Raw genomic sequence first — 15,055 nt, forward strand, 5'->3', positions numbered from 1 at the left:
CCGTGCCCGCATCGGTCGGGTCGGCATCGGTCGGGTCGGCATCGAGCGGTTCGGCATCGAGCGGTTCGGGTCGGCCGAGTCGATTCCTCGGCGGCGGATCTGACGGTCTATCATCGCGCCATGGCCTCCGCTGAGCTGATCCGCATCGTGTCCCGTTCCTCCCCGATGGCGCTGGCCCAGGTGGAGCGGGTACGGGCCGAACTCGCCGTGCTGCACCCGGGGATCGCCACCGAGGTGGTGCCCGTCACCACCTCGGGCGACCGCTGGACGGGCGACCTGGCGGCGCTCGGCGGCAAGGGCGCGTTCACCAAGGAGGTGGACGCGGCACTGGTGGCCGGGGAGGCCGACCTCGCCGTGCACTGCCTCAAGGACGTGCCGGCCGACCGCCCGCTGCCCGCCGGGACCGTGTTCGCGGCGTACCTGCGCCGCGACGACATCCGGGACGCCGTCGTCCACCCGGGCGGGCTGACCCTGGACGAACTGCCGGCCGGCGCCCGGATCGGCACCTCCTCGGTCCGCCGGATCGCCCAGCTGGCCGCCTCCCACCCGCACCTGGAGTGCGTGCCGATGCGCGGCAACGCCAACAGCCGGCTGGCCAAGCTGGATGCGGGCGAGGCCGACGCGCTGCTGCTGGCCGTCTCCGGCCTGGAGCGGATCGGCCTGCCCGGCAGGATCAGCGAGATCCTGCCGGTGGACACCATGTGCCCGCCGATCGGCGCGGGCGTCCTCGCCCTGCAGTGCCGCGAGGACGACACCGCCACCATCGACACCGTGGCCGGCCTCGGCGACCGGGACACCTGGCGCGAGGCCACCGCGGAACGGATGTTCCTGCACGTGCTGCAGGGGCACTGCAACTCGCCGATCGCCGGGTACGCCAAGGCCGAGCCGGACGGCCGGCTCTCGCTGCGCGGGCGGGTGTTCTCGCCCGACGGCAAGCGGATCCTGGACGCCCACGAGTGGGCCGGCGCGCTCTCCCCCGAGGACCTCGGGACCGCCACCGCGCTCGCCCTCAAGCGGCAGGGCGCGCAGGAGCTGATCGACGCCATCCCGCACTGACGCCCGCCGGCGGCCCGGCAGCCGTCCGATCGGCCGCCCGCTCTTGACCTCAACCGGACTTCAGTTCCGAGGATGACGGGGTCGAGCGGTTACGAGCGGGCGGAGGCGTCATGCGTGCGGTGTGGTTGAAGGAGTTCGGCGGGCCCGAGGTCCTGGCCGAGGGGGAGGCGCCGACCCCGGTGCCGGGCCCCGGCCAGGTGCTGGTGGAGGTCGCGTACGCGGGCATCACCTTCGTGGAGACGCAGTTCCGGGCCACCGGCCGGGGACCGTTCGCGGCCACGCCGCCGATGATCCCGGGCAACGGCGTCGCCGGGGTGGTCACCGCCACCGGGCCGGGCGTCGACCGGGCCCTGCTCGGCCGGCGGGTCGTCACCGCCACGGGCGGCTCCGGCGGCTACGCCGAGTACGCGGCCGTGCCGGCCGACGGCCTGTACGAGGTACCCGCGGAGCTCGCGCCGGACGAGGCGCTGGCGCTGCTCGCCGACGGCCGTACGGCCGTGCTCCAACTGGGCGCCGCCGCGCCGCGGCCCGGCGAACGGGTCCTGGTGGAGGCGGCCGGCGGGGGCGTCGGCACGCTTCTGGTCCAGCTGGCGCACGCTGCCGGGGCGACCGTGGTCGCGGCGGCCGGCGGTGAGGACAAGCTGCGGCTCGCCCGCCGACTCGGCGCGCACGAGACCGTCGACTACCGCCGTCCCGGCTGGGCGGAGCGGCTCGACGGCGTCGACGTGGTCCTCGACGGGGTCGGCGGCGAGAACGCCCGGGCCGCCTTCGCACTGCTGCGGCCCGGCGGACGGATGGTCAGCTTCGGCCTGGCGAGCGGTGAGTGGAGTGCGATCCCGGACGCGGAGGCCGTCGCCCGGCAGGTCACCCTGCTCCGGCCGCAGCCGACACCCGTCCAGCTGCGACAGGCCACCGCCCACGCGCTCGCCGAGGCGGCGGCGGGCCGGCTGCGCCCGGTCATCGGGCGGCGGCTGCCGCTGGCGCGGGCGGCCGAGGCGCACGCCGCGATCGAGTCGAGGGCGACCGTCGGCAAGACGCTGCTGGAGGTGCGGGTCGGCCCCGGGGCGGTGGCCGGGAACTGAACGGCGGTCACCGGCGGTGCTCACCGGGCGGCCGCCGTGTCCGGCCCCGCCGTGGCCGGCTGCGGCGCGGTGGGTTCCGGTCTGCGGTGGGCGCCGGTGCAGTGGTTCCGGTGCGGTGGGCTCAGGACGCCGCGCTCGGCGGGGGTCGGGCCCGGTCCCGTACGGCGCTGCGGCGGTCGTCGTCCGCCCTGTGACGGTCGTGATCGGCCACGTCGCGGTCAAGTCCTGACACAGTGCGGGGAATCCGGAGGATCCCCGGGGTGGCGGCGGCTCCGTGATCCTCCGGCGTTCGGCACCCGGCCTGGCCCGTCGCCCGGACGACCCCTTATGGTGGCGAAATCGGGCGTGGCGCGGGTGCCACAGTGGACAGCGGGACGTCGCGCGGCGGCGGGCGGGGCGGTGACCGGTAGTGGCGGACGTGACGACGACGCCTGGCGGCGACGAGTGGCGGTCCTTCGGTATCGAGGAGACCGTGGCGCTGCCGAACGGATCCGGCCCTGATGACCCGTCGGCGGAGCGGACCGTGCGCCTGCCGTCCGGCCGGATCCCGCCGCCCCCGCCGACGGCGCCCGCACCGGTCCCCTCCACCGGCTGGACCATGACCATGCCCGCCATCCAGTTGCCGGTGCCGCCGCCCGCCGCGGGCCCGGCCCCGGTGACGGCGCCCGCACCGGCGCCCGGCGCCGGGGTGGAGCCGCAGACCGGCCGTGGTGCGCGCGGCCGGATCCTGGTGATCGAGGGCGGTTACGGCGGCTCGGGCCGCCGGCCGTGGGGCCGCGCCGGTTCCGGGCAGGCCCCGGTGCTGTCAGCGATGCTCGCGGCCGTCCCCCCGCAGATGCTGCTGGTCGCCGACGCCGTCGACGCCGTCCACCTGCCGGGCGCCTGCGACCCGCAGAGCGTGCTGGCCCACCTGCGGGCGGCGGCCCGGCACCAGGGCCCGCTGCTGGTGCACCTCGGTGGCCACCTGGTGGCGGACCGCCGCAGCGGCCAGCTGCACCTGACCCTGCGGGACGGCAAGGCGGGCGAGAGCCTGCCCTGGCAGGCGCTGGCGGGCGAGCTGCGGCACCGGCCGGCGGAGTGGGACACCCTGGTGCTCGCGGACCTGAGCGCCGACCAGGCCGCCATGCCGCAGGTGCAGAGCGCGATCACCCCACTGGTGGACGGCGTCCCGCTGTGGGCCGCGGTCAGCGCGGACCCCGACCAGATCGGCACCTTCACCCGCGCCCTGATCGAGGCGCTGCACGGCGGCCGCCCCGGACTCGAAGCCGTCCTGACGCCCGAACAGGTGCGGCAGCAGGTGCACTCGGTGCTGCGTCCGGACGTCGTCACGATCACCGCGCACGCCCCCGACCGGCCGGTCTTCCGCAACACCGCCCGTCAGATCGGCGGCGGCGCGGGGGCCCAGCCGTACCAGGGCCCGCGGCCCGCCGCCGTGATGCCGAAGGCGGCCCGGCCGGCGGCGCGCCCGACGGTCCGCCAGCCGGAGCCGGGAGCGGACCGGCCGACGGCGGCCGACCAGCGCAGGCGGCCGCGGGTGCCGGTGTCGTTCTTCAAGCCGGACGTTCCGCTGACCCCCCGCCGGATCAACCCGGTGTCGCTGCTCAAGGGCGCCGGGACCGTCGTGCCCGCCGAGGCCACCGAGGCCGCCGGGCCCACGGTGAGGCTGGCGAAGGGCGTTCCGGCCCCGGCCGCGGAGCCGCCGGTGCGGCTCGCCAAGACGCCGGCCGCAGCCGCTGAGCAGCCCGCCGTCGAGCAGCCCGCCGCCGACCAGCCTGCCGTCGAGCAGCCCGGCACCGGGTCGTCCGGCACCGAGCAGTCGAGCACCGAGCGCCGGGCATCGGCCGACCCGTTTGCGGCCTACCGCGAGGAGATCGGCGTGATCGTCCGCAGCGCGGACAACGGCGACCACGACACCGCCACCGGTCTGGCCCGGACCCTGGAGGAACGGGCGGTCGCCGCGTTCGGGCCGGTCGCCCCGGTGGTGCTGCAGGTGCGTCAGGTACGGGCGCACGTCTCCCGGCTGGCGGGCCGTCCGGCCGTCGCCGCGGACCTCTACCGGGAGGTCGCGCTGACCCTGCTGCGCACCGAGGGCCCCGAGCACCCCGAGGCCCAGCAGGCGGCCGCCAACGCGGAGGCGTGCTGGCGGGCGATCGAGAGCCCGGCGGAGGCGATCGGGGTCGCGCCCGACATCATCGAGCTGCGGGCACACCTGCCCGGCCCCGACGGCCGCAAGCTGCGGGCCGCGGAGCGCTACCTGCGGCAGCTGGTCGACGCCAAGGCGGCGGCGGAGCCGCCGCCGGTGCCGGCGGCGGACTGACACAGGCCGCCCGGCCGCTCCCGGGATCACGCCCGGCCGACTCCCACCGGGCACACGGCGTCCTGCCGCCCCCGGCCCCCGGCCGGACGCAACCGCGAACGGCCCGGGTGCGGCTGAGCACGGCGGAGCTTCGCCGGCCCACCCGGCGGGGAGGTGCCCCGGCCCCGGCCTGCGGCCGGAAGGTGCGTGCTCGGACGAAACTGCGAACGGCCCGGGTGCGGCTGAGCACGGCGGAGCTTCGCCGACCCACCCGGCGGGGAGGTGCCCCGGCCCCCGGCCCCCAGCGGGAGTTGCGCGGCTGGACGCAGCCGCGAACAGCCCGGGCGCGGCTGAGCATGGCGGAGCTTCGCCAGCCCACCCGGCCGGGAGGCGCCCCACCCCAGCCTCCTGCCGAGTGGTGCCCCGGCGCCGGCACCGACCCCGGGCCCGGAGGCGCCCCCAGCTGGACGCACCCGCGAATCACTCCCGATCCGGATCAGCAGAGGGCGTTTCGCCGGTCCGCCCGGCCGGGCCCCCCACCGCCACCGTGCCCGTCCGCCCGGCCGGGCTCCCCATCGCCACCGGGCCGGCCCGACGTGGCCGGTCGGACGGGCCCCGAGGGGCGCCGACGGCTGCGCCCCCCGTCCGGCCCGCGCTGGAGGGCGGGGCCGGACGGAGGGCGCTGGGCCGGGCGGGGCGGTCGTGGGTCAGCGGCCCGCGAGCGCGCGCACGAAGCGGTTGGCGTCGATGGTGCCGAGGCCGGAGGCCAGGTCGTAGCCCTTGGCGGCCTGGTAGCCGGTCACGGTGTCCCAGGAGTTGTCACCGGCGGTGACGTCGGTGATGCCGCTCCACTGGGCGGGCAGCCCGGCGAGCGCGTAGAGCCGCCAGTTCAGCTGGCCGAGCCGGTGGCCGGCCAGCTGGTCGGCCAGCGCGACGATGCCCGAGAAGATCGGGGTGGCCTCGCTGGTGCCGCCGGTCAGGTGCCAGCCGACCCGGGTCGGGTCGTAGGACTCGTACGTCCAGGCGGCGCCGTCGACGGCCGCGCTCATGCTGATGTCGGGGGTGCCGCGGTGGTTGCCGGTGACCTTGGCGACGCCGAGCTGGTACCACGGGCGGTCGAAGACACCGGACACGCCGCCGCCGGCCGCCCCGTAGTCGTCGTGCCAGACCTTGTCGGGGGCGGTCCGCTTGCCGTCGTTGTCGAGGGTCAGCTGGGTGCCGCCGATCGAGGTGACCAGCGGGTCGGAGGACGGCCAGGAGTTGACCTTGTACGGGTACAGGTCGCTGCCGTTCTCCATCGCGTCGGTCGCGCCGGCGTCGCCGGAGGCGGCGAGCACGGTGACGTCCTTGGCGGCGGCGGCCTGGAAGGCGTAGCGCAGGTCGGTCAGCGACTTGAAGTTGCCCTTGTCGAAGCCGGGGAAGGTGTTCTCGGTGGCGCCGAAGCTCTGCGAGATCACGTCCGCGCGGCCGGACTTGATCAGTGCCTTCTCGGCGTCCATCATCTCGGGCAGGCCGACCACGCCCTCGGTCTCGGCGACCCCGGTCTCCACCAGCACGATGTGCGCGTCGGGTGCGATGGCGTGCGCGTACTCGACGTCCAGGGTGGTCTCACCGGCCCAGCCGGTGTGGTCCCCGTTGGTCGGGTCGAAGGGCGGGACGTTGCCCCACTTGACCACCTCGACCTGGGTGTCGGGGATGCCCCACTGCTTGTCGAAGACCTCCAGGTCGTGCTGGATGGTCGGGGAACCGAAGGAGTCGACGATGACGATCGTCCGGCCCTTGCCGGTGACGCCGTCGTGGTAGAGCGGCCCGAGGTTGTACGCGGTGCGGTACTGCAGCGGGGAGTAGCAGTGGATCGCCAGCTTCGCCACGCAGTCGGAGGTCGGTATCGGCGCGGCCAGCGCGGCCCGGCTGATGTGGCCGCTGGAGGCGGGCCGGACCTGGACGGTGGCCTGCCCGGCCGCGTGGCCGGCCACGGCGGTCGCGGTCTGCGCGGTGACCGTCGCGCCGGTGAGGGCGGTGGCCCCGACGGCGAACAGCGCCAGGGTGCGCGCGGTGACGGAGCGTCGGGGACCCGCGGTGGCGGGGGTGATGCCCATGGGACTCCTCGGGAGGATGGGAGCCGGCCTCGGCGACCGGCCCCCATATCCCATCGGCAGTCGAGCGGGCCTTCCATAGTCAGAGCGGGGCCGTCCGGGTGGTCTGTGCAGGCCACCGGATCAGGTAAAGAGCGGCCCTGCTCTTGGTAAGGTCCCTGCTCAGGGCATCAGCTGACGATCAATCAGCGTGCGCCGCCGTTCACGTAGAGGGTCTGGCCGCTGACGTACGAGGAGTCCTCGGAGGCCAGGAAGGCGACCACCGAGGCGATCTCCTCGGGCTGCCCGACCCGGCGCAGCGGGGTGCGCTCGGCGACCTGGGCCTGGTGGTCCTCGGGGGAGGCGCCGACCCGCTCGGCGGTGGCGGCGGTCATCGAGGTGGCGATGTAGCCGGGCGCGACCGCGTTGACGTTGATGTTGAACGGGCCGAGCTCGATCGCGAGGGTGGCGGTCAGACCCTGGATGCCGGCCTTGGCGGCGGCGTAGTTGGCCTGGCCGCGGTTGCCGAGGGCGGAGCGCGAGCTGAGCGAGACGATCTTCCCGTACTTCTGCTGCACCATGTACTTCTGCGCCACGTGGCTGCAGTTGTAGGCGCTGGTCAGGTTGACCGTCAGGACGGCGTCCCAGTCGGCCTTGGCCATCTTGAAGAACAGGTTGTCGCGGGTGATCCCGGCGTTGTTGACCAGGATGTGCAGCCCGCCGAGCTCCTCGGCGGCTCGGGCGAAGGCGGCCTCCACCGCGTCGTAGTCGGCCACGTCGCAGCCGTACGCCTTTGCTGTGCCGCCCTTGGCGGTGATCGCGTCCACGGTCTCCTGGGCCCGCTCGGCGCTGAGGTCGACCACGGCCACGGCCGCGCCCTCCTCCGCGAGGCGCCGGGCGGTGGCCGCGCCGATGCCCTGGGCGGCGCCGGTGACCACGGCGACCTTGCCTGCGAAACGTGTCACTGCATTCTCCTTGCTGGGTGAGGGGGGTTCAGGAGGTGTCGGCGGGTCAGGCGTTCTCGACCAGGACGGCGCTGCCCTGGCCGACGCCCACGCACATGGTGGCGAGGCCCCGGCGGGCGCCGGTCCGGCGCATCCGGTGCAGCAGGGTGGTGAGGATCCGGGCGCCCGAGCTGCCCAGCGGGTGGCCGAGTGCGATCGCGCCGCCGGAGGGGTTGACCAGCTCCGGGTCGAAGCCGAGCTCCCGGACGCTGGCGAGTGCCTGGGCGGCGAAGGCCTCGTTGAACTCCGCCTCCTCGACGTCGGCGACCGACCAGCCGAGGCGGCCCAGCACCTTGCGGGTGGCCGGGACCGGGCCGATGCCCATCACGTCCGGGTGGACGCCCATCGAGGCGCCCGCGGCGTACCGGCCGAGCGGCTCCAGCTCCAGCTCGTTCAGGGCCTGTTCGCTGACCAGCAGCAGCGCGGCGGCGCCGTCGTTCATCGGTGAGGCGTTGCCGGCGGTGACGGTGCCGCCCGGCCGGAACGCGGGCTTGAGGGCGGCGAGCTTGGCCAGGGTGGTGTCCTCGCGGATCGATTCGTCCTGGCCCACGGTCACCCCGTCGGGCCGCTCGACCGGCAGGATCTCGGCGTCGAAGTGCCCGTCCTTGCGGGCCGCAGCGGCCCGCTGGTGGCTGCGCAGCGCGAACGCGTCCTGGTCCTCGCGGCTGACGCCGTAGCGGGCGGCGACCTCCTCGGCGGTCTCGCCCATCGACAGGATGCCGTGCAGGTCCTTCATCCGCGGGTTGGTGAGCCGCCAGCCGAGCCGGGTGTCGAAGGTCTCGATCCGGTGCGGCAGCGCCTCGTCGGGGCGGGGCAGGACGAACGGGGCCCGGCTCATCGACTCGCAGCCGCCGGCCACCACGATCTCGGCCTCGCCGGAGCCGATCGCCCGGGCGGCCGTGGTGACGGCCTCCATCCCGGAGGCGCAGAGCCGGTTGAGGGTGGCGCCGGGCACCGAGTCGGGCAGGCCGGCCAGCAGGACGGCCATCCGGGCCAGGTTGCGGTTGTCCTCGCCGGCCTGGTTGGCGGCGCCCCAGTAGACGTCGTCGATCCGGGCCGGGTCGAGCCGCGGCACGTCGGCGAGCAGGCCGCGCAGCACGGCGGCCGACAGGTCGTCGGGGCGGACGGTGGACAGCGCACCGCGCAGCCGCCCGATCGGGGTGCGGCGGGCGGCGGCGAAGTAGACAGGGCGCACTTCTTCGGGCTCCTTATCGGGACTGGACCGGTGGTGGCGGGAGGGATCGGCCCGCCGGGCTCAGAACGCGCTGACGCCGGTGAGGGCCCGGCCGATCAGCAGCTTGTGGATCTGGCTGGTGCCCTCGTACAGGGTCATCACCCGGGCATCGCGCAGCAGCTTGCCGACCGGGTACTCGTCGATGAAGCCGTAGCCGCCGAAGACCTGGAGGGCGTTGTTGGCGGCCCGTACGGCGGCTTCGCTCGCGTACAGCTTGGCGACGGAGGACTCGGTGGCGAACGGCAGGCCGCGGTCGATGTGGTCGGCGACCCGCCAGGTCAGCAGGCGGGCGGCGTCGACGTCCACCGCGATGTCGGAGATCAGCTCCTGGACCAGCTGGTGCCCGGCGATCGGGCGGCCGAACTGCTCGCGCTCCTTGGCGTAGCCGACCGCGGCGTCCAGGCAGGCCCGGGCGATGCCGACGCAGCCGGCGGCGACCGACATCCGGCCCTTGGCCAGTGCGGCCATCGCGACCGAGAAGCCCTTGCCCTCGGCGCCGAGCCGGGCGCTGTCGGGGACCCGTACGGCGTCGAAGGAGAGCTCGGCGGTGGCCTGCCCGCGCAGGCCGAGCTTGCCGTGGACCAGGGTGCGTCCGAAGCCGGGCAGGTCGGTCGGGACCAGGAACGCCGTGACACCGCGGTGGCCCGGTTCGCCGGTGCGGGCGAAGACCAGCGCCACCTCGGCCCAGGTGCCGTTGGTGATGAACATCTTGGCGCCGCTGATCAGCCAGTGGTCGCCGTCGCGGACCGCCCGGGTGGTCAGGTTGGCGGCGTCCGAGCCGGTGCCCGGCTCGGTGAGGGCGAAGCAGCCGAGCGCCTCGCCGGAGGTCAGCCGGGGCAGCCAGTGCCGCTTCTGCTCCTCGGTGCCGTACGCGTTCACCGACTTGGCGACCAGGCCGAGGCTGACCGAGACGATCCCGCGCACCGCCGAGTCGCCGCGTCCGAGCTCCTCCAGCACCAGGCAGTACGAGAGGTGGTCGCCGCCGCTGCCGCCGTACTCCTCGGGGATGGTCAGGCCGAGGAAGCCGAGCTTCGCCAGCTTGCCGACCACCGCCGGGTCGACCGATTCGGCGCGGTCCCACTCGGCCGCGTACGGGGCGATCTCCCGGTCGGTGAAGGCGGCGGCCAGCTCCCGGACGGCGGTCTGTTCATCGGAGAGTTCCAGGTTCACGGCGGGGGACACCTCGATAAACTAGCGCTGCAAGTTTTATCCGGACTCTAACCCGCCGGGCCCCCGCCGCCAAGGGGCCCTGCCAGAATGTCGACCGCGAGCACCACCGGGCCCGCGCGACCCACCGGACCCACCCGACCGGACCCACCCGACCGGACCCACCCGACGACCGACCCGACCGGAGGAGGCGACCATGGCCCGCCCCCGCACACCCCTGCTCAGCCGCGAGCGCATCGTCACCGCCGCGCTCACCCTGGTCGACGCCGAGGGCCTGGACGCGCTCTCCACCCGCCGGCTCGCCACCGAGCTCTCGGTCAGCGGCCCCTCCCTCTACAACCACTTCGCGACCAAGGACGACCTGCTCGACGCGGTGGTCGACAGCGTGATGGGCGAAGTCGACCTGTCGATGTTCTCGGCCGCCGCCGACTGGCGCACTGCGCTGCGCGACTGGGCCCGCTCCTACCGCGCGGCGCTCGCCGCCCACCCGCACATCGTCCCCGTGCTCGCGCAGGGCCCCGGCCGCCGGCCCAACGCGCTGCGGCTGGCCGACGCCGTCTTCGGCTGCCTGGTGCGGGCCGGCTGGCCGCGCGGCCAGGCGACCAGGATCGGCGCACTGATGCGGTACTTCATCACCGGCTCCGCACTCGGCTCGTTCGCGGCCGGCTTCCCCGAGGACGCCCAGCTGTACGCCGCGGACTACCCGCACCTGGGCGAGGCCCACCTGCTGGCGGAACACCAGCGGCGGATCGACGAGGGAGCCTTCGAGACCGGCCTGCAAGCCCTGCTGGACGGCCTCGGACTACGCTTCGAGCGGCTCGCCGCCGAGGCCCGCACCGGTACCCCGGGTGCCGGGACCGCCGCTGCCGGTACCGCCGCCGACTGACGCCAGCGCCGCCCGCACCTCCGAGGCCGGATCGCCCGCGTGGTAGATCCGCTCGCTGGGCTCGATCCCGTCGAGGAACTCCTGGTACCGCACCGCGTACGAGAGGTGCACCAGCGGCTCGGCCGCCACCAGCGCCCCCGCCGGGTCGCTCCCCGGCAGCAGCTCCGACCAGGCCCGCACCCAGGCGTCCCGGACCTCGGCCCATCGCGCGGGCGGCAGGAAGTCCCGGGGCCGCAGCCCGTCGACCGCCGGGTGGCCGAGATGCGCGTCGGAGAAGTCGACGGCCACCGTGCGCCGCCCGTCGAAACGCCAGTTGCCGGGGTGGAAGTCCCCGTGCACGACCGTCACCGGCAGCCCGCAGGCCGCCAGCCGGGCCGTCAGCGCGGGCAGTCCGTCCGCCAGGCGGTACGCCGCCGCCAGCTCCCCGGCGCCCAGCTCGTTCACCGCCCCGGAGTCGAGCAGCGCCCGGAACCGTCCCGCCAGCGCCCCGGGCGAGCGGTCGGGCAACCCCGGTACGGCGGGGCCGCCGGCCAGCCTCGCCTGGGCCGCCGCCCACCGCCCGACCACGGCGAGCACCGCGTCGTCGGGCACTCCCCAGCAGTCCTCGCCGGGGACGTGGTCCAGCAGCATCCGCCGTCCGTCGGCCGCCAGCACCGCCGGTACCAGCCCGGGATCGACCGCGGCGAAGGCGCCGATCACCTCGGCCTCCGCCACCGCGAACCGGGGCGTCGTCTTCAGCCACACCGGCCCGGCCGCGGTGGGGAGCCGGATCAGCCCGGACAGGTTCCAGCTCTTCACCTGCCGCACGGGCCCCGCCACCGGCCGTCCCAGCCGGGTCAGTTCCCGCCCGGCCCAGTCCAGCGCCGCGCGCAGCCCGTCCGCGGTGGCCCACTCGGCCCGCAGCGGGTCCTCGTCCAACCGCTCCCCGTCGTCCGGGCCCGGCACCTGTGCGGGCCGCCGCAGCGCCTCCGCGTGGTAGGTGACCAGGCCGCCCCTGGCGTCCTCGCCGCCGACCACCGAGTGCAGCCGCAACACCAGTGCCGGCACCCCGAGCACGCTCTCCAGCCGCTCCGCCACCGGGCCGACCTCGGCCCACCACGGGGACTCCACCGGGAACGGCCCGACCGTCCCCAACCGCTCGCCCTGCCAGGTCACCAGCACCTTCACGGTGCGCCCCGCCGTCTCAGCCACCCGGGCATTGTCCGGTCCCGCCGGCCGGCGGTCCACCGCATTACCGGCCGTGCCGGCAGCCGTGCTGGTGGCTTCCCCCGCCGCCGTTCCCGACCGACCCGCCGCGTGCCCGGCCGGCCTACCAGGCGGGCCGGGTGACGAAGGCCGGGCGCTGCTCCGGGTCCACCGGGTCGTAGTAGCGGTGGTACACCGGCGTGAGTCCGCCCGAGACGGGTGGCACGATCCAGCTCCAGTCCGCCGGGGTCGGCCGGCCGAGCCGCTGCTCCTGGGCGATGTGCTTGAGGAAGCGCACCGACTCGGTGTGGTGGTCGGCGATGGTCACCCCGGCCTCCTGGAAGGAGTGCAGCACCGCCAGGTTGAGTTCGACCAGCGCCCGGTCCCGCCAGAGCGTCCGCTCGTTGCCGGTGTCGAGGCCGAGCCGCCCGGCGACCGTCGCCAGCATGTCGTACCGGTCGGCGTCGGCGAGGTTGCGGGCGCCGATCTCGGTGCCCATGTACCAGCCGTTGAAGGGTGCGGCCGGGTAGCGGACCCCGCCGATCTCGAGTGCCATGTCGCTGATCGCCGGCACGGTGTACCACCGCAGGCCGAGCTCGGCGAACCAGCCGTGCTCGGGGTGGCTCAGCCGAACCTCCGACACGGCGTCGTCGGGCAGCTCGTACCAGTGCGGTGCGTCGGCCGGACCCTGCTGGATCAGCAACGGCAGCACGTCGAACCGTCCCTCGCCGCCCTTCCACCCCAACCGCAGCGCCAGATCGGCGGGTTCGGTGCCGGCCGGATCGCCGAGCAGTCCGCCGTCCGGGAGCCGGTGGCCCGCGTAGCGCACCAGCTGCTGGTTGAGGATCCGCGGCGCCGGGCGGTCCGGCCGGTCGGGCGCGAAGACGGAGATCACCGGCCGGATCCGCCCGCCGTTGGCGGCCGTCCGCAGGTGCTCGAAGCACTGCTCGGCCATCTCGTCCGGCGCGGTGACGTGCCGCAGGTCGCGGACGACCAGGCTGCGCCAGTAGAGCCGCCCGATGCAGCGGGCCGAGTTCCGCCAGGCGACCCGGGCCCCGAACGCCAGCTCCTCGGCGGTGTGGGTGTAGCTCCCGGTGCGGTCGATCTCGTCCAGCACCTGACGGATCCTCGGGCCGGGGCCCACGGCACCGGGCCGCTCGTGGTGGAACTGCCGGATGAACGCCTCGGCCTGCGCGGCCGGCTCGGCCCGTACGGCCTGCCGGTCGTGCGCACCCGATGCGGTCCCCGGATGTCCTGCGGCCGGTCCGGACGGGCCCGGAACCCCGGGTACCGGTACGGGACGCGGCTCCGGGCCGAGGTGGGTGCCGTACCCGGCCGGTGCGCCGTGCCCGGGGTGGGCGTAGGGGCAGACGGTGGCCTGGCCGGGCTTGCGAGGACGAAGCCGACTGAAGATCAAGAGCACATCCCTCCTGCCCCCATGGCTACCGGATGCGCGTTCCTGCCCGCAGCGAGTGGGCGATTCGGGCCCCGCGCCGATCGCGACGGCGCTATGGTGCGGTGCCGAGGGGCGCCCGCCCGGACAGCCGTCCGGCAGACGCCCCCGCGGGACCGCCGGCCCCCGGCCGCCGACAGGCGTGGCGGCCGGGCCGGCTCAGCCCATGTCCTCCAGCCGGACGCCCTTGGTCTCCTTCACGTACCGGGCCACGAAGAAGGCCGAACCCAGCGCGAACGCCGCGTAGATCGCGTACGTGGCCGACAGGTTCCACCGGGACAGCGACGGGAAGCTCACCGTGATCGCCCAGTTGGCGACCCACTGGACGGAGGCGGCGAGCGACAGGGCGGCCGCCCGGATCCGGTTCGGGAACATCTCGCCCAGCATCACCCAGACCACCACGCCCCAGGACATCGCGAAGAACAGCACGAACGCGTTGGCCGCCACCAGCGCGACCGTGCCCTGCAGATCGGGGACCGAGACGTCGTCCCCGCTGCCGGTGGCGTAGCTGAACGCCCAGGCGGCGGTCGCCAGCGAGAGCGCCATGCCGGCCGAGCCGATCAGCGCCAGCGGCTTGCGGCCGATCCGGTCGACCAGCAGGATCGCGACCACGGTGCCGACGATGTTGATGACCGAGCTGGAGAAGCTGATCAGCAGCGAGCTGCTCTGGTCCACGCCGACCGACTGCCAGAGGATCGACGAGTAGTAGAAGATCACGTTGATGCCCACCAGCTGCTGGAACACCGACAGCCCGATACCGGCCCAGACGACCGGCAGCAGGCCGAACCGCCCGCCGAGCAGGTCCCGCAGGCGCGGCTGGTGGTCGGAGGCGATCAGCGTGCGGATCTCCTCGATCCGGGCGTCGGTGTCGGCCGCGTCGCCCTCGATCTCGCGGAGCACCGAACGGGCCTCCTCGGTACGGCCGGCGGCGATCAGGAACCGCGGCGACTCCGGGATCAGCGCGGCCATGACGAAGTAGACGACGGCGGGTACCACGCAGATGCCGAGCATCCACTGCCAGGCCTCCAGGCCCAGCAGCTGCCCGCGGGTGTCGCCGTCGGCGGCCCGGGCGAGCAGCCAGTTGACCAGCTGGGAGACGGCGATGCCGAGGACGATCGCCGCCTGCTGGAAGGAGGCCAGCCGGCCGCGGTAGCGGGTCGGCGCGACCTCGGCGATGTAGGTCGGCGCGATCACCGAGGCGATGCCGATCGCCGCTCCGCCCAGCACCCGCCAGCAGGCCAGGTCCCAGGCGGCGAAGGGCAGCATCGAGCCGACCGCGCTCACCCCGAACAGGACGGCCGACACCTTCATCACCCGGATCCGGCCGTACCGGTCGGCGAACCGCCCGGCCAGTGCCGCGCCCAGTGCCGACCCGAGCAGGGCCGAGGAGACGATCAGCCCGGTCACGCCGTCCCCGACGGCGAACCGGCCCTGGATGCCGGAGACGGCACCGTTGATCACCGAGCTGTCATAGCCGAACAGGAAGCCGCCGAGGGCGGCGGCCGCGGTGATGAAGACGACGAAGCCGAGCCGGTCGGCCGACCGGGTCTCCGGCTGCACAGCCGTGGGTAGGGCGCTCACGATTCGACTCCCGAGTACTCAACATTGAGCTTTCCG

11 protein-coding genes are annotated in these 15,055 nt (G+C 74.9%); 4 read left to right on the forward strand and 7 right to left on the reverse strand.

Annotated features, from left to right (window positions below):
- Positions 1-120 precede the first annotated feature (120 nt).
- The 3 genes from hemC to AC2TEW_RS23720 all read left to right on the forward strand — a co-directional run bounded on the left by hemC (position 121) and on the right by AC2TEW_RS23720 (position 4,455).
- A complete protein-coding gene (gene hemC / locus AC2TEW_RS23710; protein ID WP_484625351.1) occupies positions 121-1,056 on the forward strand; it encodes a hydroxymethylbilane synthase in 936 nt (311 codons plus the stop codon).
- Positions 1,057-1,166: 110 nt separating this feature from the next.
- Positions 1,167-2,138 carry a zinc-binding dehydrogenase gene (locus tag AC2TEW_RS23715; protein ID WP_484625352.1) on the forward strand — a complete coding sequence of 324 codons (972 nt, stop codon included), beginning with the start codon at positions 1,167-1,169 and terminating at the stop codon, positions 2,136-2,138.
- Between the two features lie 418 nt (positions 2,139-2,556).
- Entirely contained in the window at positions 2,557-4,455 is a 1,899-nt protein-coding gene (locus AC2TEW_RS23720) for a hypothetical protein (RefSeq protein ID WP_484625353.1), read from the forward strand.
- Positions 4,456-5,141: 686 nt separating this feature from the next.
- Here the strand turns inward: AC2TEW_RS23720 and AC2TEW_RS23725 are convergent.
- The 4 genes from AC2TEW_RS23725 to AC2TEW_RS23740 form a co-directional block, all read right to left on the reverse strand.
- A complete protein-coding gene (locus AC2TEW_RS23725) occupies positions 5,142-6,533 on the reverse strand; it encodes a S53 family peptidase (RefSeq protein WP_484625354.1) in 1,392 nt (463 codons plus the stop codon).
- Positions 6,534-6,715: 182 nt separating this feature from the next.
- Positions 6,716-7,474 (reverse strand): 3-oxoacyl-ACP reductase FabG, encoded by a 759-nt coding sequence (gene fabG, locus AC2TEW_RS23730; RefSeq protein WP_484625355.1) that lies wholly within the window; start codon positions 7,472-7,474, stop codon positions 6,716-6,718.
- A 46-nt stretch (positions 7,475-7,520) separates the two neighbouring features.
- Positions 7,521-8,708 carry a thiolase family protein gene (locus AC2TEW_RS23735; RefSeq protein WP_484625356.1) on the reverse strand — a complete coding sequence of 396 codons (1,188 nt, stop codon included), beginning with the start codon at positions 8,706-8,708 and terminating at the stop codon, positions 7,521-7,523.
- Positions 8,709-8,768: 60 nt separating this feature from the next.
- Positions 8,769-9,917: an acyl-CoA dehydrogenase family protein gene (locus AC2TEW_RS23740; RefSeq protein ID WP_484625428.1), complete on the reverse strand. Its 1,149-nt coding sequence runs from the start codon at positions 9,915-9,917 to the stop codon at positions 8,769-8,771.
- Between the two features lie 193 nt (positions 9,918-10,110).
- On the opposite strand from AC2TEW_RS23740, the gene AC2TEW_RS23745 reads away from it, so the two are divergent.
- On the forward strand, positions 10,111-10,800 hold the full coding sequence (locus tag AC2TEW_RS23745; protein ID WP_484625357.1) for a TetR/AcrR family transcriptional regulator: 690 nt from the start codon (positions 10,111-10,113) through the stop codon (positions 10,798-10,800).
- On the opposite strand, the gene AC2TEW_RS23750 is transcribed toward AC2TEW_RS23745, so the two are convergent.
- The 3 genes from AC2TEW_RS23750 to AC2TEW_RS23760 form a co-directional block, all read right to left on the reverse strand.
- Positions 10,717-11,991, reverse strand: coding sequence for an aminoglycoside phosphotransferase family protein (locus tag AC2TEW_RS23750; RefSeq protein WP_484625358.1), 1,275 nt, complete (start codon positions 11,989-11,991; stop codon positions 10,717-10,719). The two genes, AC2TEW_RS23745 and AC2TEW_RS23750, sit on opposite strands and share 84 nt — an antisense overlap.
- A gap of 118 nt (positions 11,992-12,109) precedes the next feature.
- Positions 12,110-13,399, reverse strand: a complete 1,290-nt coding sequence (locus AC2TEW_RS23755) for a nitric oxide synthase oxygenase (RefSeq protein WP_484625429.1) — start codon at positions 13,397-13,399, stop codon at positions 12,110-12,112.
- A gap of 198 nt (positions 13,400-13,597) precedes the next feature.
- On the reverse strand, positions 13,598-15,019 hold the full coding sequence (locus AC2TEW_RS23760; protein WP_484625359.1) for a sugar porter family MFS transporter: 1,422 nt from the start codon (positions 15,017-15,019) through the stop codon (positions 13,598-13,600).
- Between the last annotated feature and the right edge of the window lie 36 nt (positions 15,020-15,055).

This window comes from Kitasatospora sp. NEAU-CNBT7, from assembly GCF_057220535.1.

What these genes read in the sequence shown, in the direction of transcription:
- AC2TEW_RS23725 (WP_484625354.1), bottom strand. Translation starts at nt 6,533, where the DNA reads ATGGGCATCACCCCCGCCACCGCGGGTCCCCGACGCTCCGTCACCGCG.
- AC2TEW_RS23715 (WP_484625352.1), top strand. Translation starts at nt 1,167, where the DNA reads ATGCGTGCGGTGTGGTTGAAGGAGTTCGGCGGGCCCGAGGTCCTGGCC.
- hemC (WP_484625351.1), top strand. Translation starts at nt 121, where the DNA reads ATGGCCTCCGCTGAGCTGATCCGCATCGTGTCCCGTTCCTCCCCGATG.
- AC2TEW_RS23745 (WP_484625357.1), top strand. Translation starts at nt 10,111, where the DNA reads ATGGCCCGCCCCCGCACACCCCTGCTCAGCCGCGAGCGCATCGTCACC.